This window comes from Bacillus sp. z14 (2026) (genome assembly GCF_058313575.1).
In genome coordinates, this window is sequence record NZ_JBZFQK010000004.1 from 216,175 (window position 1) to 236,976 (window position 20,802).

At 37.3% G+C, this 20,802-nt stretch carries 22 protein-coding genes and 1 pseudogene; 12 read left to right on the plus strand and 11 right to left on the minus strand.

The features are described 5' to 3' along the window. Nucleotides 1-149 precede the first annotated feature (149 nt). Nucleotides 150-2,912 (plus strand): ATP-binding protein, encoded by a 2,763-nt coding sequence (locus tag AC4G3O_RS15005; protein ID WP_148631071.1) that lies wholly within the window; start codon nt 150-152, stop codon nt 2,910-2,912. 21 nt (nt 2,913-2,933) lie between these two features. Beyond that, the gene (locus AC4G3O_RS15010) at nt 2,934-3,776 is read left to right on the plus strand and encodes a CheR family methyltransferase (RefSeq protein WP_257469175.1); all 843 of its coding nucleotides are present in this window, start codon (nt 2,934-2,936) and stop codon (nt 3,774-3,776) included. Between the two features lie 830 nt (nt 3,777-4,606). Here the strand turns inward: AC4G3O_RS15010 and AC4G3O_RS15015 are convergent. Both AC4G3O_RS15015 and AC4G3O_RS15020 read right to left on the minus strand, forming a co-directional pair. Continuing rightward, nucleotides 4,607-5,749, minus strand: a complete 1,143-nt coding sequence (locus AC4G3O_RS15015; protein ID WP_491136420.1) for a SpoIIE family protein phosphatase — start codon at nt 5,747-5,749, stop codon at nt 4,607-4,609. 216 nt (nt 5,750-5,965) lie between these two features. Continuing rightward, a pseudogene (locus AC4G3O_RS15020) lies at nt 5,966-6,304 on the minus strand (DUF4064 domain-containing protein). A 160-nt stretch (nt 6,305-6,464) separates the two neighbouring features. On the opposite strand from AC4G3O_RS15020, the gene AC4G3O_RS15025 reads away from it, so the two are divergent. The 3 genes from AC4G3O_RS15025 to AC4G3O_RS15035 are packed head-to-tail and all read left to right on the plus strand — an operon-like array spanning nt 6,465 to nt 7,562. Next, nucleotides 6,465-6,713: a spore coat associated protein CotJA gene (locus AC4G3O_RS15025; RefSeq protein WP_066107980.1), complete on the plus strand. Its 249-nt coding sequence runs from the start codon at nt 6,465-6,467 to the stop codon at nt 6,711-6,713. Further along, nucleotides 6,710-6,973, plus strand: coding sequence for a spore coat protein CotJB (locus AC4G3O_RS15030; protein ID WP_066107978.1), 264 nt, complete (start codon nt 6,710-6,712; stop codon nt 6,971-6,973). The genes AC4G3O_RS15025 and AC4G3O_RS15030 overlap by 4 nt, the downstream gene beginning before the upstream one ends. A 19-nt stretch (nt 6,974-6,992) precedes the next feature. Then, complete coding sequence (locus tag AC4G3O_RS15035) at nt 6,993-7,562, plus strand: manganese catalase family protein (RefSeq protein WP_066107973.1); 570 nt, start codon at nt 6,993-6,995, stop codon at nt 7,560-7,562. Nucleotides 7,563-8,136: 574 nt separating this feature from the next. Here AC4G3O_RS15035 and qoxD read toward each other — a convergent pair. The 5 genes from qoxD to AC4G3O_RS15060 form a co-directional block, all read right to left on the minus strand. Continuing rightward, entirely contained in the window at nt 8,137-8,424 is a 288-nt protein-coding gene (qoxD, locus tag AC4G3O_RS15040; protein ID WP_066108542.1) for a cytochrome aa3 quinol oxidase subunit IV, read from the minus strand. A 4-nt stretch (nt 8,425-8,428) separates the two neighbouring features. Next, entirely contained in the window at nt 8,429-9,025 is a 597-nt protein-coding gene (gene qoxC / locus AC4G3O_RS15045; RefSeq protein ID WP_139892674.1) for a cytochrome aa3 quinol oxidase subunit III, read from the minus strand. Continuing rightward, complete coding sequence (gene qoxB / locus AC4G3O_RS15050) at nt 9,022-10,965, minus strand: cytochrome aa3 quinol oxidase subunit I (RefSeq protein ID WP_491136421.1); 1,944 nt, start codon at nt 10,963-10,965, stop codon at nt 9,022-9,024. The genes qoxC and qoxB overlap by 4 nt, the downstream gene beginning before the upstream one ends. 21 nt (nt 10,966-10,986) lie before the next feature. Then, nucleotides 10,987-11,880 carry a cytochrome aa3 quinol oxidase subunit II gene (gene qoxA / locus AC4G3O_RS15055; RefSeq protein WP_491136422.1) on the minus strand — a complete coding sequence of 298 codons (894 nt, stop codon included), beginning with the start codon at nt 11,878-11,880 and terminating at the stop codon, nt 10,987-10,989. Between the two features lie 321 nt (nt 11,881-12,201). Continuing rightward, the gene (locus tag AC4G3O_RS15060) at nt 12,202-12,345 is read right to left on the minus strand and encodes a BA3454 family stress response protein (protein ID WP_066107964.1); all 144 of its coding nucleotides are present in this window, start codon (nt 12,343-12,345) and stop codon (nt 12,202-12,204) included. A gap of 303 nt (nt 12,346-12,648) precedes the next feature. On the opposite strand from AC4G3O_RS15060, the gene AC4G3O_RS15065 reads away from it, so the two are divergent. After that, the gene (locus AC4G3O_RS15065; protein ID WP_491136423.1) at nt 12,649-13,278 is read left to right on the plus strand and encodes an HAD family hydrolase; all 630 of its coding nucleotides are present in this window, start codon (nt 12,649-12,651) and stop codon (nt 13,276-13,278) included. Between the two features lie 100 nt (nt 13,279-13,378). Here AC4G3O_RS15065 and AC4G3O_RS15070 read toward each other — a convergent pair whose 3' ends face one another. Together AC4G3O_RS15070 and AC4G3O_RS15075 are read right to left on the minus strand one after the other, a co-directional pair. Next, entirely contained in the window at nt 13,379-13,741 is a 363-nt protein-coding gene (locus tag AC4G3O_RS15070) for a VOC family protein (RefSeq protein ID WP_148631062.1), read from the minus strand. A 184-nt stretch (nt 13,742-13,925) separates the two neighbouring features. Continuing rightward, nucleotides 13,926-14,243 carry a DUF948 domain-containing protein gene (locus tag AC4G3O_RS15075; protein WP_066107955.1) on the minus strand — a complete coding sequence of 106 codons (318 nt, stop codon included), beginning with the start codon at nt 14,241-14,243 and terminating at the stop codon, nt 13,926-13,928. Nucleotides 14,244-14,396: 153 nt separating this feature from the next. Here AC4G3O_RS15075 and AC4G3O_RS15080 point away from each other — a divergent pair, with 153 nt between their 5' ends. The 5 genes from AC4G3O_RS15080 (at nt 14,397) to AC4G3O_RS15100 (ending at nt 17,993) form a co-directional block, all read left to right on the plus strand. After that, nucleotides 14,397-14,966 carry a general stress protein gene (locus tag AC4G3O_RS15080; protein ID WP_225983649.1) on the plus strand — a complete coding sequence of 190 codons (570 nt, stop codon included), beginning with the start codon at nt 14,397-14,399 and terminating at the stop codon, nt 14,964-14,966. 561 nt (nt 14,967-15,527) lie between these two features. Continuing rightward, the gene (locus AC4G3O_RS15085; RefSeq protein WP_066108539.1) at nt 15,528-15,926 is read left to right on the plus strand and encodes a ferritin-like domain-containing protein; all 399 of its coding nucleotides are present in this window, start codon (nt 15,528-15,530) and stop codon (nt 15,924-15,926) included. Nucleotides 15,927-16,032: 106 nt separating this feature from the next. Next, a complete protein-coding gene (locus AC4G3O_RS15090; protein WP_066107947.1) occupies nt 16,033-17,172 on the plus strand; it encodes a zinc-dependent alcohol dehydrogenase in 1,140 nt (379 codons plus the stop codon). Between the two features lie 198 nt (nt 17,173-17,370). Continuing rightward, entirely contained in the window at nt 17,371-17,850 is a 480-nt protein-coding gene (locus tag AC4G3O_RS15095; RefSeq protein ID WP_139892670.1) for a metallophosphoesterase family protein, read from the plus strand. Between the two features lie 17 nt (nt 17,851-17,867). After that, entirely contained in the window at nt 17,868-17,993 is a 126-nt protein-coding gene (locus tag AC4G3O_RS15100) for a hypothetical protein (RefSeq protein WP_258188260.1), read from the plus strand. Between the two features lie 193 nt (nt 17,994-18,186). Here the strand turns inward: AC4G3O_RS15100 and AC4G3O_RS15105 are convergent, their stop codons facing one another. Then, nucleotides 18,187-19,740, minus strand: a complete 1,554-nt coding sequence (locus tag AC4G3O_RS15105; protein WP_139892669.1) for an ABC-F family ATP-binding cassette domain-containing protein — start codon at nt 19,738-19,740, stop codon at nt 18,187-18,189. A 228-nt stretch (nt 19,741-19,968) separates the two neighbouring features. Between AC4G3O_RS15105 and AC4G3O_RS15110 the strand changes: the two genes are divergently transcribed. After that, the gene (locus AC4G3O_RS15110; RefSeq protein ID WP_139892668.1) at nt 19,969-20,475 is read left to right on the plus strand and encodes a hypothetical protein; all 507 of its coding nucleotides are present in this window, start codon (nt 19,969-19,971) and stop codon (nt 20,473-20,475) included. An 80-nt stretch (nt 20,476-20,555) separates the two neighbouring features. Here AC4G3O_RS15110 and AC4G3O_RS15115 read toward each other — a convergent pair whose 3' ends face one another. Next, nucleotides 20,556-20,738 carry a YfhD family protein gene (locus AC4G3O_RS15115; protein WP_139892667.1) on the minus strand — a complete coding sequence of 61 codons (183 nt, stop codon included), beginning with the start codon at nt 20,736-20,738 and terminating at the stop codon, nt 20,556-20,558. Nucleotides 20,739-20,802 lie beyond the last annotated feature (64 nt).

Sequence of the window (20,802 nt, forward strand, 5' to 3'; positions counted from 1 at the left end):
ATATGTACTGTTTTTAAAGACACTAGGGCGAGTTAGTGTCTTTTTGTTATGGTAATGCAGTATAATATTGGTATGTTTTTTAAAACATTCTAATCATACTCCTTATTAATAGATAGTAGAGAGTTTGGAACAGGGGGAGGGGTACACACATGACATTTAAGCAAAAAAATTTAGTGGGTTTTGGCTCAATACTAGTGATTATAATTATATTGATGGTCATAATTGACGGTAGATTGAGCAGCTCTAGAGAAGATTTACTTGAAATAGTGGATGATCGCTACCAAAAGGTTAGTTATATTAATGATATTCAAAGAAATTTTGCGGAATCGGAGCGTACTCTTAATTTATTGGGACAGGATTCGCGTACTCCAAGTAAAGAAGAATTGAGCGCAGCCTCTGAAACAATAGATCAAAATCATATATATATCGAAGACCGTTTTAGAAAATTAGAAAGCATTGCTAATACGGAAAAAGGCGAGGCCTTGTTGGCGGAATTCCGTGCATCATATGAGAACTATACAAAGCTAGAAACACAATTAATCACTGATATGCAAAAAGGGGTATCAAACTATGATGTCGTAAGGGCAGAAAAAGATAAAGCAAGTGATAATGTACTTGCTGTCATTGCAAATTTCGTTGATTTTCAAGAAAACCTTATGGATGACGCACTGGTGCGTGCCGACGGTAAATATGAACAAATGCAGACGATTATTATCAGTTCTCTAATTGTTACAATTGTTCTAACGTTATTTTTGGCTTATTGGGTAATCATGACCTCTTCGCGGGAATTAAATAGAATTACAAAGGTGATCACTAATGTCGACCTAAGTGATACCACGACTATGCCGAGGATTGAAGTAAAAGTAGAGGATGAAATTGGCCGAATTGCATCTGCTTTTAATAGGATGTCAGCTTCATTGGAGACATTTAGTAGAAACGAAAAAGAATATACTCGGGAAATTGAGAATCAAAGCTGGGTGCAAACACAAGTTGCCGAAGTTGCGGAGATGTATCAGGGTATCTTTAAAGTTGGACAGCTTGCAGATGAATTCATTAATAAAATTACTCCAATCATGGGAGCAGAACTGGGTGCTTTTTATTTAAAAAGTGAAACTGAGGATGACCATTTTTATAAGGCTGCCTCTTATGGTGACGGAGGACGTGATGGATTTAGTTTTGGAGAAGGCGTAATCGGCCAGGCGGTTGCTAATAAAGAAGTTGTATTACTTGATGATGTTCCGGGAGATTATAAACTTATTACAACAGGGCTTGGAGAAATTAAACCGAAATCTATTGTCATTGCTCCAGTATTATACGAGAATAAAGTTATTGCTGTTTTGGAATTTGCAAGTATTAAAGGCTTTACTGATTTAGAATTAAAAACGATTAATCATATGCTTGATAATCTTGGTATGGCTATTAAGAGTGTACTGAGCCGGATGGAAGTGGAACAATTACTAAATGAATCACAGGCGATGACAGAAGAATTACAGGTTCAGGCAGAAGAATTACAAACACAATCTGAAGAACTTCAGATGCAATCAGAAGAATTACGTATGATTAATGAACAATTAGAAGAACGCAATCAGGAAGCAGAGCAGAAATCGAGGGAACTTGAGATTTCTAAAGAGGAGCTTGAGGTTAAAAATGAACAGCTCCTTCAAAGTTCAAAATACAAATCTGAGTTTCTTGCGAATATGTCTCATGAATTGAGAACGCCTCTGAATAGTATTTTAATATTATCTGAAATGCTGGTCGATAAAGAGCCTGGTGAATATACAGAGGATGAAAGAGAATTTGCAAAAGTGATCCATACATCAGGTAATGATTTAATGGCACTCATTAATGATATTTTGGATTTATCTAAAATTGAGGCTGGTAAGCTGGAAGTCTTCTTTAATGAAACCAATGTTTGTGAGGTTATTGAGAGCTTAGAACGAGTCTTTTCTCCTCAGGCAGAACAAAAAGGTCTGGAACTGGTTATTGGAAAAGAAGATGACCTGCCTTCCATTTTTTATACGGATGAACAAAGAATGCAACAAATACTAAAGAATTTATTATCCAACGCTGTGAAGTTTACGGAAAAAGGTTCGGTTACTATGAAGATGGAAAAAGTGAGAAATACTCGAGAGAAAGAACTTCTTGATGGTATTACGGAAACCGACTTCTGGATGAAAATTGTTGTAACCGATACAGGTCCTGGTATTGCAGATGATAAACAACAAATTATTTTTGAGGCCTTCCAGCAAGCAGATGGAGCAACAGCCCGTAAGTATGGCGGAACTGGATTAGGATTATCGATTTGCCGAGAATTTACAAAGTTACTTGGCGGATATGTAACTCTAGAAAGTGAAGAGGGCAAGGGAAGTACATTTACTGTGTACTTGCCGAATCTGCCGGATGGAATGACTAATAAGAACAGTAAAGTGAACGATGACATTATTCATTTGCCAATTGCAAATGATGTAATGGAGCAAATTGCTGTTCAAAAAGAAGTAATAGATCCTGAGGAAGAAGAATTATTAATTTTGGATGTCTTTAATGGGAAAAAGGTATTAATCACGGATGATGACCATCGTAATATATTTGCTCTACAAAAAGCCCTGGAAAGTAAAGGTGTTCAAATCATTGTTGCCCAAAATGGAATCGAATGTCTTGAAATCATTAAGGAGCAAGATGATTTAGATATGATTCTTATGGACATTATGATGCCTGAACTCGACGGTTATGATACGATGAGACATATACGTGCAAATCCTGAATTTACATCGATTCCTATCATTGCATTAACAGCTAAAGCAATGAAGGGAGATCGAGAAAAATGTTTGGAAGCTGGTGCAACAGACTATATCAGCAAACCAATCAATTTAGAACAGCTATATTCAGTGATGTCTGTTTGGTTAACGAAATAGGAAGAAGGGAGCTGCATAGTGTTGGGTTATCCATCATCTATAGAAGAACGCGAGAATTTAGAAATTGATTTATTGCTAGAGGCAATCTACCGGATGACAGGGTACGATTTCCGTGGTTATATGCGTTCATCAATTGCTCGCCGCATAAAAAATCGACTGAATAAGGATCACCTGACAACTGTTTCCGAGCTTCTAGTACGAGTGATTCATGAAGAAGGGTATGTAAATAATCTTCTGAGTGACTTTTCGATTAATGTTACAGACATGTTTAGAGATCCAGATTTCTTTTATGCTTTTCGCAAGAAGATTGTTCCTAGATTGAAGGACCTCCCAGAAATACGGATATGGCATGCGGGATGTTCGACCGGTGAGGAAGTATATTCGATGGCAATCCTGTTGGAAGAAGAGGGATTGGCTGATAAAACAAAGATTTATGCGACGGATATGAATGAAAAAGTTATTGAAAAAGCTCGCCAAGGGGCATTTCCCTTAAAAAGAATGCAATCTTATACGAAGAATTATTTGCAGGCTGGCGGATTGGATGCTTTTTCTAAATATTATAAGACCGATATGCAATATGCATATTTTCGTCCATCCCTATCAAGAAATATAGTTTTTGCCCAGCATAATTTAGTGACGGATGGATCATTTAATGAATTCCATGTGATTATTTGCAGAAATGTCATCATATACTTCACATTGGAATTGCAGGCGAAAGTATTCCAACTATTTGATGAAAGTTTAAGTCCTGGCGGCTTTTTGGGGCTTGGTAACAAAGAATCCCTAAAGATCATGGAGTTGGCTGATACGTATATGGAACTAGATATTAATCAGCGGCTTTATAGGAAAAAATTATATTCATAATAGGATTTATAAAAGGAAAAGGAGATCTTCAAACTGTTCTGACACAGGTTTTTTAGTGTCAGTCGGGTTTAAGGTCCCCTTTTTATCTATATAGCAGCATATAAAAATCCTTTTATTTTGACAGCCGTGATCTTCTGCTATTGCCTTTAGTTCGATAAGAAACTTTTCCAAACGGTTTTTTCCACCGTAAAGTATTCTTCGTGGGAGCATACAGCTAATATACATTTATCATTATGGTAAAACATAAAGTCTTCTGGTAGCTCAGGACCAATCCAATCAAAAAGGGAATTACAACGTTCTTTCAAAAATTGTCTTGTAGCATTATTCATTTTAAAATAAAAAACGTATGCTGTATCTTCAGAAAGTCTTGTGATTTCTCATTCTTTTTGTATTCTTTTTTCGATTATATGTTCTTCAATGTCGGTTACCAAATTATCAATGAGAGTAAATCTATTTATTGCTTATAATCTTTGCCCTTTATATTTTTATTTACCATTAACATATTAATCTCCCCTAAATACTATATCTGCTTATTTACTACTCTTTACCTCTCTCTTACGGGGTATTTTCGGATGAAGCACTTGATATATTTATCGATTGACATTAATAGTTGGCTTCAAAGCTTGGTGATTTAAAAACAAGTGTGTAAAAAGGTTGATGTTGTCCGTAATCATCAATTAAGCAATAACAATTCCTGTATATGGTCTTGTCATCAATCCAAAAAGAGGACATTTTGATCTTTTGTCAGATGAGAATGCTTATATCAAACAAAAAGATAAAGAACAGACTCCATTAGAATCTGTTCTTTATCTTTTTAGAAAAGTTGATTTTTATCCCCTTACAAGGATGACACACATATCATCATGCTGATTTGCCTGTTTCTCCTCAGGAAGGATAACATTTAAAGGAGCCACTGCTTCTTTTTCTGACCATTGATACTTTCCTATTTCTCGCAAATGTGCCAAGGCTTTAGTTTCATCATTATCAATAGCCTCCGCCACACCGTCAGTATATATTAAAGCCTGAAAACTATCAGTATAAGGAATAGTTATTTTATTTATATGCATTTCCTCGAAAAATCCAATTGCTGTATTTCGCTGTCCCATTTCAATTAAGTCTTTCCCATCGATATAAAGGTAGCCCGGTGGATGGCCGGCATTGACATATTCAATCGTCTTTGATTTCGTATCTACCAATAAATAAATACCTGTTAAGTAGTAGGATGTTAACTTTGTTTTTTCCTCCAGTAAAGTCATACAGCGATTCAATTCGAGAATGACTTTTTCAGGATTAACCACATTCCGTACCGCTTCACGAAGGATAGAGGAGATATACATACATACTAATGATGCAGGTATGCCATGCCCCATCATATCAAACATAAATATGGCATAGCGATCCTGATCAATCTGCTGCCAATAATACATATCACCTGCGAGATTAGAGGATGGCTTATAGGACCTCGTTATTTTGATTTGATTATTTAATATGGGCTCACTTAACAAGCTTCTCTGCACCTTTGTAGCGAGATCAAGCTCATAGCTTATTTTTTCATCCTGATTTTTATGCCAATCTTTCTCCTCTTTTAAACGGAGAGCAGCACGTATCCGAGCCAATAGCTCTACCTTATTAATAGGCTTCATTAGATAATCTGATCCACCGGCATCCAGTGCTTCCGCGAGTTTATGGGTATCACCTAATGCGGTCACAAAAATAACAGGTATATCTTTATATTCCTCCGTTGCAGTGATTCGCCTGCAGGCTTCGATTCCATCAATTTCTGGCATCATAATATCCAAAAGAATTAAATTAAAGGAGCTTCTGCCGTGATTTTTACTTAAATCTTCTTCTAAAATATGAATCATTTCATTTGCTGATTTAGCCAGCTTAATAGACCTGTATCCTGCCTGCTTTAAGATGGTCTCAATTACAAATAAATTCACTTTATTATCATCTACCACAAGTATTGACATACTTTCTTTCACCCATCTTCTAAAATACTAAATCTTATATTAATTATGGTATGTCACTTTTACTTAAAATACAAATAGTTGAAACTAGGGGGTAAATGGTTAGGTTATTACACTATTAAAAATGATAAATTAAAGTCTGCAATTAAAGAATGAATAGAAAAAAGGACTTATCGCCAATGGATAGGATTCTATTCAAAAATAATTATGTCACCGGTGTTAATTTTTTGTTTTTTTCAATAAACCCATTAATCCTGCTATCAGTAAAAGGATTCCCGGAAGTATATAGAAAGCCGAAGTGCAAATAAATCCACCAATAGCCGCAATAAGCATAAAGGAGCCTCCTAATTTAGGGTTGCTTTTGACAACAACTAATCCAATGATCGCAAGAATAGAACGGTTAACCATCCAAGATTGATGGTTGTACTTCACCTGTTTTATTGAGTACAGAATCTAAACCCCAACAAATAATGCTATACCAGCTGCGAAAATCCCCAAAATACCATCAAGTAAACCAAGAAAAAATTCTGTAGTTCTGCTCTTTTTGGAAACCTCCATTTTTTACCCACTACCTGATATTCTGAAATATTATTTGAAAGAATTAAATTGTTGATTTTTTTTGGATACTGAAAACTCTGTTAAACAATTAAATGTACTAAATCAGTTTGTATGCTCATAGCCTGAAAGGAAAATGAATTTTAAAAAGGATGGTGTAGCTATGACTGAGCAAAATCGGCCTGAAAAATCGCACATGAAATCTTATACACCTTTTCACAGTCGATTTGATCCGTGCAGACCAATTGGTAAGAAGTATTATTCTACTCCTCCTAATCTATTTCTCGGATTTCAACCGCCTAATTTGCCTCAATTTTCACCAAAGGAGGCTTTATTCAAGGGCACACTCTGGCCTGTATTTTATGACTTTTATGAAAACCCCTATGAACATAAAAGGAGGGATTCTCAGTGAAGCCCCAATTACCTGATGAATATTATCAGCTATTAGAGGAAATTCAGGCAATCGACTTTGCTTTAGTGGAGCTAACCCTTTATTTAGATACTCATCCCAATGATTTAGAAGCCATGCAGCAATTTAACGAATTCTCTCATCAGAGCAGGCAGCTTAAACAGCAGTTCGAAAAGAAATTCGGCCCACTTCAACAATTTGGTAATAGTTATACAGATGCCAATTGGAGTTGGGGAACTACTCCGTGGCCTTGGCAAATATAAAAGATGAGGTGATTAAAGAATGTGGTTTTATGAAAAGAAATTGCAATACCCTGTTAGAGTCAGTACCTGTAACCCGACTTTAGCCAAATATTTAATTGAACAGTATGGAGGGGCAGATGGAGAGTTAGCAGCCGCTCTTAGATACCTGAATCAACGATATACCATTCCTGATAAAGTGGTAGGCTTGCTAAATGACATAGGCACAGAAGAATTCGCGCATTTGGAAATGATTGCCACGATGATATATAAACTCACAAAAGATGCTACTCCAGAGCAGATGAGAGACGCTGGTTTGGCAGACCACTATGTTGATCATGATTCTGCTCTTTTTTACCATAATGCAGCAGGTGTACCATTTACAACTGCATACATTCAGACAAAGGGAGATCCTATCGCAGATTTATATGAAGATATTGCCGCTGAGGAAAAAGCAAGGGCTACCTACCAATGGATTATCAATATGTCAGATGATCCAGATTTAAATGATGGCTTACGATTTTTAAGAGAAAGAGAAATCGTTCATTCTCAGCGATTCCGTGAGGCAGTACAAATTATTACAGATGATAGGGAAAAGAAGAAGATATTTTAAACGATTTATCAATAATAAAAAAACCTGTGTTGGCTGTACAACACAGGTTTTTCTTGAGGCCAACAGGATGTTGGTCACAAAGACGTTGCCACACGACGTGGCGTCTTTAGTCTTTGTTCCTTAATACAGTCGCCTCAGCCTTTTAGTCAATCCAGCTTCAACGGCTAGAAGCTCAGGACATAAGCATGACCACTTCGGGAGGAAAAAGCGCCTCCCTACGTGCCCCTGTCTTATGCTCCTCACGGGCCAACAGGATGTTGGTCATGAAGACGTTGCCACATGACGTGGCGATTTTAGTCTTCGTTCATTAATCGAGCCCTTCAGCCTTTTAGTTAATCCAGCTTTAACTCCTAGTCCCTCGAGTCATAAGGATAGCCACTGCGGGAGGTTAGGGCGCCTCCCTGCGTGCCTTTCCTTATGCTTGTCGGGCCTGACCAGTCGTCTCAGCCTTTTTAATCAATCTAGCTTCAGGGCCTAGGAGTTCGGGACATAAGCATAGCCTCTGCGGGGGAGGAACGTCCCCTACGAGCCTCTGTCTTATGCTCCTCACTCCTGACCAAGGCCCTTCAGCTTTTTAGTGGGCGTGGCCCCAGATCATGGTTAGGATGGTTCCGAAGATGACTGCGTGTGCGACGAATAGAGCATAGATAATGTTTAGATAGATTGTTCTCTTTTCTTTAGATTCATTAACATGCATGAATAAAAAGAGTTGTACAGCTGTTTGAATAATGGCGGTTATGGATAGAATCACCATTCCGGCCGTAAAGGAAATATCATAAAAGGCTACGGATAGCGCAATGATGGTTAGAATTAATGATATGACATAACCCAAAACATGTTTAAGTGGAAATAGTTGTTTTATCATCCTATATCAACTCCTTCAAATAAACGAAGCTAAAGATGAGAATCCAGATTACGTCAAGGAAATGCCAGTATAGGGAATAGATAAAAGATTTATTGGCTGTTTCTGCCGTAAATCCTTCTCGTATGACTTGAATTAGTATACATAATCCCCAGAATAACCCGAATGTTACGTGGGCTCCATGCGTACCGAGCAGCATGAATAAGCTTGATAAAAATCCGCTTGTTTGCATGGTTGCGCCTTCTTCGATATAGGTCATAAATTCAAAAATCTCTACACCTAGGAAGACAAGACCAAGCAGCATGGTAATAATAAAAAATGTAATCATCGGTTTTTTCAAATTAAGTCTCATACTATGAATAGCTAGCCCGCAAGTAAAGCTACTTGTTAAAAGGACAATCGTTTCAATAATGACGCCTTTAATTTCAAAAATTTCTTTTGCTGTAGGACCATCGCCCGTACCATTAAAGAGTGTATAATAGGTTGCGAATAACATAGAAAACAATGCAATCTCAGCTCCAAGGAATAACCAGAAACCAAAGATTCTTAATTGATTTTGTTCTGTACTGTATTCCAGTGGAAGGGAAGAGTCTATCTTCATAGTTTTTCACCTCGCAGTACTTTTTCAGTTCCTTCTATTTCCTCTACAGAAATATAATAGCCAGGATCTCGTTCAAAGGATTTAGCAGCCATTGTGATAAATACACCAATCCCAAATATAATAGCTGGAATCCACCAACTGAATACTAGGCAAAAACCAGAGAGAAAGAAGAATATACCCATAATGGCTGGTTTTCCTGTATTGCTTGGCATGTGAATAGGCTTTATTTCATCTTCGTAAAGCGGTTCATTATTAATTTTGGAATACCATAAAGGGTCGACGTCCTTAACGTTTGGCATAACCGCAAAATTATAGAATGGTGCCGGACTTGGAATTGACCATTCCAATGTACGTGCATCCCATGGATCCGCATGTTTGTCACGAGGACTTTTGAATGCACTATAGATGATATTATAGATAATTAATCCAAAGCCGATTGCTAACCCTACGGCTCCAATACTTGCAGTGAGATTCAGTGGGCCATAGCCTGTCGCTTCAGAATAGGTATACATCCGGCGCGCCATACCATCCAGACCTAAATAGAATAGAGGCAGGAATGTTACATTAAAGAATATCGCAATCAGCCAAAAACTAATTTTTCCGATTTTTTCATTTAAGCGGAAACCGAAAACTTTCGGGAACCAATAATAAGTACCTGCAACCATTCCAAAGACAGTACCCGGAATTAATACATAATGGAAATGGGCGACTAGGAACATTGTATTATGGTACTGGTAATCCGCACTTGACATTGCGAGCATAACGCCCGTTACACCACCGATTGTAAAAATCGGTATAAAAGCCAGCGAGAATAGCATGGCTGTAGGGAATACAATTTTCCCTTTTCGTAGAGTAAACAGCCAGTTGAAAATCTTAATACCGGTTGGTACAGAAATAGCCATCGTAGCAATCGCAAATATGCTATTAACCGTTGCATTGTGGCCCATTGTATAGAAGTGATGGGTCCATACAAGGAATGATAGCAATGAGATGGCAATCATACTGTAGACCATTGATTTATAGCCGTATAGATTTTTACGTGCGAAAGTAGAAATGACATCGCTGAAAATACCGAAAGCTGGCAATATAACAATGTATACTTCAGGATGTCCCCAAATCCAAAAGTTGTTTGCCCAAAGCATATCCATACCGCCATTGGTGGTTGAGAAAAATTGTGTTCCAAAAAGTCGGTCAAACATCATTTGTGCAAGTGACACAGTAAATGTCGGGAACGCAAACAAAATAATGATACATGTGATTAATGCAGACCAAGTGAACATTGGCATTTTCCAAATAGACATACCCGGAGCTCTCATTTTGATAATGGTTACGATAAAATTAATGCCCGTCATCAATGTACCAAGACCGGATAATTGAAGAGCAATTGCATAATAATTGTGTCCGACAGTCGGACTGAATTCATTACTTGCCAAAGGGAAGTAGGCACTCCAACCTGCATCTGGAGATCCGCCAATAACAAACGATAGATTGTAAAGCATAGCTCCGACAAAGAATAACCAAAAGCTGATAGCGTTGAGTGCCGGAAAGGCAACGTCACGAGCTCCAATTTGTAAAGGAACAACGATATTCATGACTCCCAATACAAATGGCATAGCCATAAAAAGAATCATAATAACTCCGTGAGTAGAGAAAACTTCATTGTAATGCTGTGACTCCAGGAATGTCATATTTGGAGTTGCAAGCTGCAAACGCAGCATTAATGCGTCAACGCCACCGCGAAATAACATAAGGAACGCAGCAAGGATATACATGATCCCAATACGTTTGTGGTCTACTGTAGTTAACCATTCACGCCACAGCCATCCATATCTTTTGGTATAGGTCAGATAGATAATGATTGCCAACATGGCAACAACAATGCTAACCATAGCACCATAGATAAGCGGATCGCCTGTAACAAAGAATTCATCCCATTTCATGGTCTAATCCCCTTTCTTGATTTATTCATGATTATGTTCGTTCGTTTCTGTATCTGTTCCATCTGTAGCATCATCATTGCTTTCATGGAATGGCCATACAGGAGCCGGACTGAAATCAAGGTGTGTGGAAGAGTAGGTGGCTCTGCCCATTACTTCCATATCAAGCAGTTTGTTAAATTCCTTCTCAGTTAAAGGTTCGGCAGTTTTTTGGACCTCATCTACCCAGCTATCAAATTCTTCTGGAGACATGGCTAATGTTTCGAACTCCATTTGTGCAAAGCCTTCTCCACTAAAGTTGGCGTTTCTTCCAAAATAGGAACCTGGTTCGTCTGCAACGATTCGTAATGTAGTTACCATATCGCTCATTGCGTATTTTTGACCTGCCAGCTGGGGAACCCAAAAGCTAGTGATTGGTCCAAAAGAATATAAGCGAAATTCAATCTCCCGATCGGTTGGAATGTTGACATAATTGACTGTTTCGATTCCTTCCTCGGGATAGCTGAAATGCCATTTCCAGTTGGAAGAAGATGCATAAATCACCAAAGGTTCTTCGTCTTCATATCCAGCTGGTGTACTTTCTACCTTAAAAGTGGTGATGACCGTAACAACTGAAAGTACGACTACTATAACGATAGGAATGGCAGTCCATATAATTTCAAGCCACTTATTTCCTTTTTCATATGGTGGTACATAGTCTACTGGCTGTTTGGATGCTCGATATTTCACAATCATATAGATAAAAAGAGCATAAACAACCACTAAAATAACAGCCATCACGATCATTGAAAAAATAATCGTATCGGATTGAATTTTTGCTTGTGGCCCTTTTGGATTCAGTACCATTAAAGGGTTACAACCTGCCAGTGCGAATAAAGCAGCAAAAGACATACTGAATAAAGTCCATTTCTTCTTCATGATAGTCTCCTTTCTTGAAAATTATTTATATTATATAAATAAAGTATTATACTATTATGATAAAATTTAAAATAATGAAAATTCAACTGATAACCCTCGTTTTTAATAAGTTTTTATATGAATTTTTGATATGAAATAGAAGTTATATAGAATATTATATTTTTTTGATATAGTGATGGGAAAGAGAGGGTTAAAAGGGGGGTTTTGGCCTTAGAGTATTTAAGTGAATGCTGATTCCGATAAAGAATAAATGGGTAAATATAAAAAGAACAAAAAAATAAGCTACCAATCGGGAATCGGTAGCTCGGATAATTGAGTCAATTATTTAGTTTCCGGTGTCCATTGCTTACGGACTTGTTCATAGGCTAACTGTCTGATTTCTGATTCATCAGTGTCTCTTGGTGCAAGGACATTTGTTTGATAGTTTTTCCCCATGAAATCTATTAATACTGTAACATTTACCATATAAATCTACTCCTTTTGTTCGTTTAATCAATAGTTAATAGACGCATTAAATGCATCATTTTTGTTCATCTAAAATTGGTTTTCCAAGGTTTTAGAGTAAAAGTGAAGTGATGTTTTTCTAATGGACGGTATGTTGTTGAGAGGATGAATGTACTATTCCCGTTTTTTGAAAAATATAAACTTAGCAATTGGCAATTGGAATAAATTGAGAGGTTAAAGGAATTATATAATAAAATTGGCAATAATTCCATATGTTTTTTGTTTATAAATAAAAATAAAAATAAAAAAATTGGAGGGATTTTTTTGTCTGTATTGTTATTTGATCTCGATGGTACATTAGTTGAGACAACGAGATTAAGTATACCTATTATTCAAGCGGAAATCAAGAATTATCCACACCTAAAGGTCCCTAATCCTAAAAAGATTCAATCTGCGTTTGGTTTACCTCATAAAGAGTTTTGGGAGCTTTTAACACCTGATGCCACCGAACAGGAAGTAAGAATGATTTCTGAGCGTTCAGAGAAAGAATTACTGGAAAGCTTAAAAACTGAAAATGTACTGCTTCCCTATGCCAGAGAAGTGTTAACTGAACTAAAAAGAAGAGGGCATATTTTATCAACAGCAAGTAATTGTTCAACTGCATATTTAAATGAAATACTAAATTCACAGCAAATTAAAGATTTATTTTATGAGCCTTTGTGTATTGAAAGGGTCGGCGGCCGTAAGAAAAAGGATATTTTGTTAGCGCACTTTCAACATTTAAATAAATCGGATGCTTTTATGATAGGAGATCGTTCGTCTGACATTGAGGCGGCAAAAGCCCATCATATACCAGCTATAGCTTGTCACTTTGGATATGCTGAGGATGGTGAACTGGAGAGAGCGGATTATCATATTTATTCCTTGAAAGATTTATTAGAGATATTCAACTAAACATTTATAAGGCCAGTTTATTAAAAACCAATTCGCCGTATTCATTTGATACGAAAAGCTTAAGTGACTTGACTTTAAGCTTTTCGTATATTAAAACTCATCATAATTCTTGAATCAGTTCTATCCTGTTCCCAAACGGATCTCTAAATTCAAATCGTTCAAAGCCTGGTATGGGTATACCCTTTATTAGTTGAATGTTTTGTTCATGTAACACCTGTTCCCAATATGATAAATCCTCGACTTGATAGGCTAAATGAGCCTTTGTTTTTAATCGGTCAATTCCATCTTCCGTACCTACATGTACATCCTGATCTCCAACGGATACCCAAAACCCGCCGCGTCCCTTTAGTGAATTAGGCTTTTCTTTTTCAACCAGACCGAGAATCCCACAATAAAAATGTTTTCCTTCTTCTTCATATCCTTTTGGAATGGTTATCTGAGCATGGTGTAATCCCAAAATCATAAAATCGTCCCCCTTTTGCAATAAACTTTTCACCTTTCATTTTGTATCTTCAATTACGAGCTTGGAAATTCGGAGTCATTATCGTTTCTGATAAGCTTTACTTCATGCTAAAAATAATTAAAAAACGCATTGAAATTCGGATGGAATTCAAATGCGTTTCATGGTCAATCTAATATGAGCTTTTTTATTTATTTGAGATTAGTTTTGCCACAGGTGTACTTTTCCATAATCTTTTTGCAGAAGGGAGAATTCCCTTTGCCTGATTGATTGGATAATTAATGGCGCTTTTTTTATATTCAACATCACTCATGATTGCTTGTTGCTTTCCTGTTAAACGATCTGTTTCATGTTTAATGCTATCCGTTTGTTGTTGTATTCGCGTAACAGTTGCTTGTATCTCATTAATTGTAGGTGTTGATTCTTTGAACGTTCGAAAAGCATATATACCGAGATATACAATTGATCCAACGATAATAGCTAAACTAATCCAAACGATGATCATGCACAGTCCTCCTTTGAAATATTCCCTTATCATAACTATATCTTACCCATTATTGAGCGTTTAGTAACTAATGACTTAGAAAGAAAAAGGATTAATAAGTGCTTAAGCGGGTATTGAACCCATATATTAACTTTTAGAGAGGGGATGATGGGAATGGATAAAAAAGTAATTGGTGTTTATGATAATGGTCAGGATGCTGTACGGGAAGTGGAAAGATTACAGAAGCAAGGGTATCAAAAAGAAGATATTTCCGTAGTAGTGAAGGACAAAGAAAAGGCAGATAAAATCACATCTAAGACTAATACAAATGTTGACAGTGGTCTTGCAGCTGGGGCAACTACAGGTGGAATCTTAGGAGGATTAACAGGATTATTGGCAGGTGTCGGTGCACTGATAATCCCTGGTATTGGGCCAATTGTTGCAGCAGGGCCGATTGCTACAACATTGGGAGGAATTGCAGCAGGCGCTGGAGCTGGTGGATTGACCGGTGCGCTGGTTGGATTGGGTATTCCTAAAGATACAGCTGATAAATATGCTACTGATGTAGAAAAGGGGAAGATTCTTATATTAGTCGACTCCGAATCACAAAAGAAATATGCAGCTCGCGATACGTATGAAAGATCTGATGATCCATTAGTGGGAGCACAGCGCGAAGTGAAAGTAACAATAAATCCAGCCACGGGTGGAGATCCCAATTTAAGAGGAAAAGATAGTTATAAATAATATATCTATAAGTGGAAGTCATCGATTCCTTGATGGCTTCTTTCTTTTTATGCATTGAAAAACGAACCAAGCATCTGCCTGATTCGTTTTAAAATAATTTTGAAATGTAAGTAACAACTTCTCATTTATTAGTATTCGTTTATGTGTGTGATGTAAATTGCCGCGGTTATCTATTCCACTTGGACGTTTTTACTTAGACGATATAAGCCCTACCTCTCTTATATCCTTACGGCTCCGAAGCCGTTCCAGTGTGAATAAGTGTTCCGAAAAACATAAATTGCAGAATGCCATATTTATTTACATATCTATGTGTAAGTCACTACTTTAAAATTATATCTTCTAAGTATATACTTTATAATTTCGTTTGTCAAATATGTTTTTTACAGAACGACGTCCGAAGATAACCACGATACTTGTTTAACCGCTATTTCTCATATACCCAAATAAAAATGATAAAAAACCTGTAGGTTATCTTACTTAGGTAGAAATTGTTCAAAGGAAATACGCATAGGATAGGTCATAAGGAAAAATGGGGAGGTTACATAATTGAGACAACAATCGATGAATGATTTAGTGAAACAAACCCAAAGGGCTATTAATGGAGAGTACAGTGCTATACAGTGTTATGAAAAATTAGCCCGACTAGCACCAACAGAAGATGAACGGCAGCGAATATTGGAAATCAGAGAGGATGAGATTAAACATTTTAAACAACTGGTACTACTATATACAGGCATAACAGGGAGAGATCCAAAGCCAAAACAGACAGAACCTTGTGAGGATGATTATTTACGGGGGCTTGAAGCGGCTTTAAAAGATGAGCAGCGTACCGTGGATTTTTATCTTTCAGTTGCAGACGGAACCATTAATTTAGCGGCAAAGAAGTTGTTTAATCGTGCAGCTAAGGATGAACAACAGCATGCAGTATGGTTTCTTTATTATTATATGAAGAATAAATGAAAAGGGCTAAATTGGAATTAGAACACATAATTTAAAAATGTCCTGCATAAGAGTCCTCCTATTCGGGAATAAGGTAACTGTACTAAACTGAATGGGAGGATGAAATATGAAAGCAGTCACATACCAAGGGGCCAAAAAAATTGAGGTTAAAGAGGTTGAAGATCCGAAGCTTGAAAAGAATGATGATATAATCGTCAGAATTACTTCTACGGCCATATGTGGTTCTGATCTTCATATCTATCAAGGGAATATGCCGATTAGAGAAGGATATATAATTGGACATGAACCAATGGGAATCGTAGAAGAAGTCGGTCCTGAGGTGACAAAAGTCAAAAAAGGCGACCGGGTAGTTATCCCTTTCAACGTATCCTGCGGGCAATGCTATTACTGTCAGCATGAGATGGAAAGTCAATGTGATCATACCGAATCCAATCCACATCAGGATACAGGCGGATATTTTGGATATACAGAGCGATATGGGAATCATCCCGGCGGACAAGCAGAATATTTAAAGGTTCCATTTGCGAACTATATGCCGTTTGTCATACCGGAATCCTGTGAATTAGAGGATGAGTCATTATTATTTATGTCTGATGTTTTGCCTACAGCTCTTTGGAGTGTGGAGCATGCGGGGGTAAAACCGGATGATACTGTGGTCGTACTTGGCTGTGGCCCAATTGGTTTAATGACACAAAAATTTGCTTATATGGCTGGTGCTAAAAGGGTTATAGCTGTTGATCACTTGGATTATCGATTAAAACAAGCTGAGAAAATGAATAAAGTAGAGACGATTAATCTTAATAATTATGATGATACAGGGAGCTATATAAAAGAAATTACACAGGGTGGAGCTGATGTGGTCATCGATTGTGTTGGAATGGATGGTAAGAAATCAGCTATTGAAAAAATTGAGCAAAAACTAAAATTGCAGGGAGGAACGTTAAGTGCTATTCAAATTGCCACGAAGGCGATAAGGAAATTTGGTACTTTGCAGCTTACCGGTGTTTACGGATCTGTTTATAATATGTTCCCGCTAGAGAAATTTTTTTCACGCAATATTACGATGAAGATGGGACAAGCTCCTGTTGTTCATTATATGCCTCGATTATATAAAATGATTGAAGAAGGAAAGCTCGACCCTACTGAAATTGTAACTCATAAGTTACCACTTCTGGACGCAGCGAAAGGGTATTCGTTATTTAATGAACATGAAGATAATTGTACGAAGGTTATATTAAAACCATAACTAAGATAAAACAAAGCATTCCTCCAGCAGTAATAGAATGCTTTGTTTTATTTTAAGGTATAATTTTACATAAAAAGGGAGACTGACATGAAAATTGGAGTGATTGCTGATATTCACGGGAATGAGCCTGCCTTAAAAGCGGTACTATCTAAGCTTGATTGAAGGAGGGATATTGAACATATCTATTGTCTGGGAGATATGATTGGAATCGGACCGAATACCAATGACGTTTTGGATATTCTATTTACAAGAAATGATGTATCCATGATTACGGGAAACCATGATGAAGCGGTTTTAGCACTTCTAAAAGGAGAGGAACATCCACAAAGCCACTCCCATGTAAAAGAGCATCATCAATGGATAGCAGAGAGGATGGATAAGCAATTCATCCGGAAGTTGGAAGGGTTGCCTAGGGCAATCAATTTAACTGTCGAAGGGAATTCAATTTTGTTTATTCATTATCAGATTGAGCCAACGAAGCTAAATGACCATATAAGCCAAGACCCTTTTAGCAGAATTGTTGAACCAAGTCTTAAGAATATAAGGACTTTATTTAAAGGATGGGAAGAAAAGTTAATCTGTTTTGGTCATCATCATCCACTTCATTTCTTCAGAAGTGAACGTACTGTCTTTCTAAATCCAGGCTCTTTAGGTTGCAATTCAAAGCCTACTGCCTAGATATAGCGGGAGACAAGGTGGTTATCTCTAACGAAGATGCTACCTATGATAATACAAAATATTTAGCTTCATATGAACGGCTTCAGGTCCCGGATCGTGATTTTATTCTTAAAATTTTTCATGGCAATCAATTAAAACAATAACTCTTAATTGCTGATCTGAGATTATTAAACAACTCCATTTCTATATCCTAGGTTACTGGAATTATTTCCGACTAATTCCTTGCCTATGCCAAGGCTAAGGCAGGGGGTAAAGAGTATAAAGTAAATAAAAAACCCGTTAACCAGGATGTAAATATCCAAAGCTAACGGGTGTTTAAGGTATAGCGTCGTTACATTAAAATACTTTAGTTGTCCAAGATTCACAGTTCCAAACATCTGTAGCTATGTCCTGATAGAAGTCAGGTTCATGGCTGATCAGTAGAATACTTCCCTTAAAGGCCTTTAATGCGCGTTTTAATTCTTCTTTAGCATCCACATCAAGGTGGTTGGTTGGTTCATCGAGAACAAGTAAATTGTTTTCACGATTGATTAGTTTACATAAACGAACCTTCGCTTTTTCTCCACCGCTAAGTACTTCAACTTTACTTTCAATATGCTTGGTAGTAAGGCCGCACTTCGCCAGAGCAGCACGAATTTCTGCCTGATTATAGGAAGGGAACTCCTGCCAAATTTCTTCGATACAGGTATTATTGGATGTTTGTTTTACTTCTTGTTCAAAATATCCCATATACAAATGTTCGCCAAGCTCAACCTGGCCAGAGATTGGTTTAATTTCACCGAGAATACTTCTGAGCAAGGTAGTTTTTCCAATCCCATTGGCACCGACGAAAGCAATTTTTTGTCCACGCTCCATACGTAAATTTAATGGTCTGGATAGAGGCTCATTATACCCAATGACAAGATCCTTTGTTTCGAATATAAGTTTACCGGATGTACGTGCTTCGCGGAAATGGAATTCTGGTTTCGGTTTTTCTTTCGCCAGTTCAATGATATCCATTTTTTCAAGCTTTTTCTGACGGGACATGGCCATGTTTCGAGTAGATACACGAGCTTTATTACGTGCAACGAAATCCTTGAGGCCGGCAATCTCTTGTTGCTGTCTTTTATAGGCGGCTTCAAGCTGTTGCTTTTTCACCTCATACACTTTCATAAAATCATCATAATTTCCAACATAACGGGTCAATTCCTGGTTCTCCATATGATAAACAAGATTGATAACACTGTTTAAGAATGGAATATCATGTGAAATTAAAATAAAGGCATTTTCATAATTTTGAAGATAACGTTTGAGCCACTCGATATGCTGCTCGTCAAGATAGTTGGTCGGCTCATCTAAAAGTAATATATCGGGTTTTTCAAGTAATAATTTTGCGAGAAGGACTTTTGTACGCTGGCCACCGCTTAAGTCCTGAACATCGCGCTCAAGCCCAATTTCATCGAGGCCCAATCCTCTTGCTATTTCCTCAACCTTTGCATCAATGACATAAAAGTCGTTGTTAGTGAGGACGTCCTGCAGTACACCTGATTCCTCAAGTAAGACTTCTAATTCCTCAGGAGAAGCTTCCCCCATCTTAGCAAAAATTTCGTTCATTTCATTTTCCATATCAAAAAGATACTGAAATGCTGTTTTCAGTACATCGCGTATGGTCATACCTTTTTCAAGAACAGCATGCTGGTCAAGGTAACCAGTACGAACTTTCTTAGACCATTCAACTTTCCCCTCATCAGGCTCCAGCTGTCCGGTTACAATATTCATAAATGTAGACTTTCCTTCCCCATTTGCTCCGACAAGGCCAATATGTTCGCCTTTTAATAAGCGGAAGGAAACTTTGTTAAAAATGGCTCGGTCACCAAAGCCATGGCTTAAATCTTTAACGGATAATATCATTTATCTATACTCCTGCCTCTTAATTGTTTGTAATTAATGGGTCTATACGCATTTAATAGTACAATATTTCACGATAAAAGCATAGATAATCAATTGATTAACAGTAATTGTAAAATTAATGGGTTCATACTTAGAAGGGGCAGCATTTACGAATGCTCACATAAGTTGTATGATGTTTAATGCAACAATTAGAATAATTCGAAAATAGCGAAAAGAGGGTAAGAGAGTATGAAAAAGGGATTGTGGTTATGCAGTATTATGGCCTTGATGCTTGTTATCGTCATGGGTTGTTCATCAAAAGAAGAGACAAAAGAGGAAGTGGGCACTAAAGAATCAGCGGATGTAAAAAGTGACTTATTAGATTTCTATCTTTCCATAGTGAATGTGATTAATGGAAGTGATCGTGATTTAAATACCTATGAGGGAGCAGAGAATCCTTCTGTCTTAACAGAGGAAGATAAACAAAAAGCTGCTGCTTCAGCAAATTCTGTTGTGGATGCTTTGGAAGATGTGAAAGTTCCTGATAGTTTAGAAAAATATAGCAAGGATTTTGAAAAGGCTATAAAGACTATTTCTGATTCATATAGAGAAAAAGGAATTCAATTGTCCGGTACAGCTGAACCCAATATGGATAAAGCAAATGAGCACTTTAATGCTGGAAGTGAAAAAGTTAACGATATTTTTAAAGCAGAGGATCTTATCGCGCCTAATTTAGCTGCTGAAGTAAATGGTTAATAAACGCAGGCACCCAGTCGATTGTTTAATCGGTTGTTTTTTTGATTCGCTTGGGAGTGAAAATTCCCAAGCGAATCAGTTTATTTCCTGGATTTAGCGCGTGCATCAGCTGCTTTTGATCTGGCTTGTGCAACGAGATCATCATGATCAGCTAATGCCTCAGAAAATTCTACATCTAATCCGTCAGATTTTATGGAAGGCGGCGTGTTTCCACTTGCCATCCTGTTTCTGCCGTGAAGTAAGTTATGGTTATATCTGCCCATTTTTGATTACCTCCCAAATGAAGAATATCTTCCTGATTAGATTGCAACAAAATCCAAGCCATTA

Bases quoted from the DNA above. Each gene is read 5' to 3' on its own strand.
- AC4G3O_RS15005 (WP_148631071.1), top strand. From the start codon at position 150: ATGACATTTAAGCAAAAAAATTTAGTGGGTTTTGGCTCAATACTAGTG.
- AC4G3O_RS15015 (WP_491136420.1), bottom strand. From the start codon at position 5,749: ATGTCAATACTTGTGGTAGATGATAATAAAGTGAATTTATTTGTAATT.
- AC4G3O_RS15025 (WP_066107980.1), top strand. From the start codon at position 6,465: ATGACTGAGCAAAATCGGCCTGAAAAATCGCACATGAAATCTTATACA.
- AC4G3O_RS15035 (WP_066107973.1), top strand. From the start codon at position 6,993: ATGTGGTTTTATGAAAAGAAATTGCAATACCCTGTTAGAGTCAGTACC.
- qoxC (WP_139892674.1), bottom strand. From the start codon at position 9,025: ATGAAGATAGACTCTTCCCTTCCACTGGAATACAGTACAGAACAAAAT.
- qoxB (WP_491136421.1), bottom strand. From the start codon at position 10,965: ATGAAATGGGATGAATTCTTTGTTACAGGCGATCCGCTTATCTATGGT.
- qoxA (WP_491136422.1), bottom strand. From the start codon at position 11,880: ATGAAGAAGAAATGGACTTTATTCAGTATGTCTTTTGCTGCTTTATTC.
- AC4G3O_RS15060 (WP_066107964.1), bottom strand. From the start codon at position 12,345: ATGGTAAATGTTACAGTATTAATAGATTTCATGGGGAAAAACTATCAA.
- AC4G3O_RS15070 (WP_148631062.1), bottom strand. From the start codon at position 13,741: ATGATTTTGGGATTACACCATGCTCAGATAACCATTCCAAAAGGATAT.
- AC4G3O_RS15075 (WP_066107955.1), bottom strand. From the start codon at position 14,243: ATGATCATCGTTTGGATTAGTTTAGCTATTATCGTTGGATCAATTGTA.
- AC4G3O_RS15080 (WP_225983649.1), top strand. From the start codon at position 14,397: ATGGATAAAAAAGTAATTGGTGTTTATGATAATGGTCAGGATGCTGTA.
- AC4G3O_RS15085 (WP_066108539.1), top strand. From the start codon at position 15,528: ATGAATGATTTAGTGAAACAAACCCAAAGGGCTATTAATGGAGAGTAC.
- AC4G3O_RS15090 (WP_066107947.1), top strand. From the start codon at position 16,033: ATGAAAGCAGTCACATACCAAGGGGCCAAAAAAATTGAGGTTAAAGAG.
- AC4G3O_RS15095 (WP_139892670.1), top strand. From the start codon at position 17,371: ATGATTGGAATCGGACCGAATACCAATGACGTTTTGGATATTCTATTT.
- AC4G3O_RS15105 (WP_139892669.1), bottom strand. From the start codon at position 19,740: ATGATATTATCCGTTAAAGATTTAAGCCATGGCTTTGGTGACCGAGCC.
- AC4G3O_RS15110 (WP_139892668.1), top strand. From the start codon at position 19,969: ATGAAAAAGGGATTGTGGTTATGCAGTATTATGGCCTTGATGCTTGTT.
- AC4G3O_RS15115 (WP_139892667.1), bottom strand. From the start codon at position 20,738: ATGGGCAGATATAACCATAACTTACTTCACGGCAGAAACAGGATGGCA.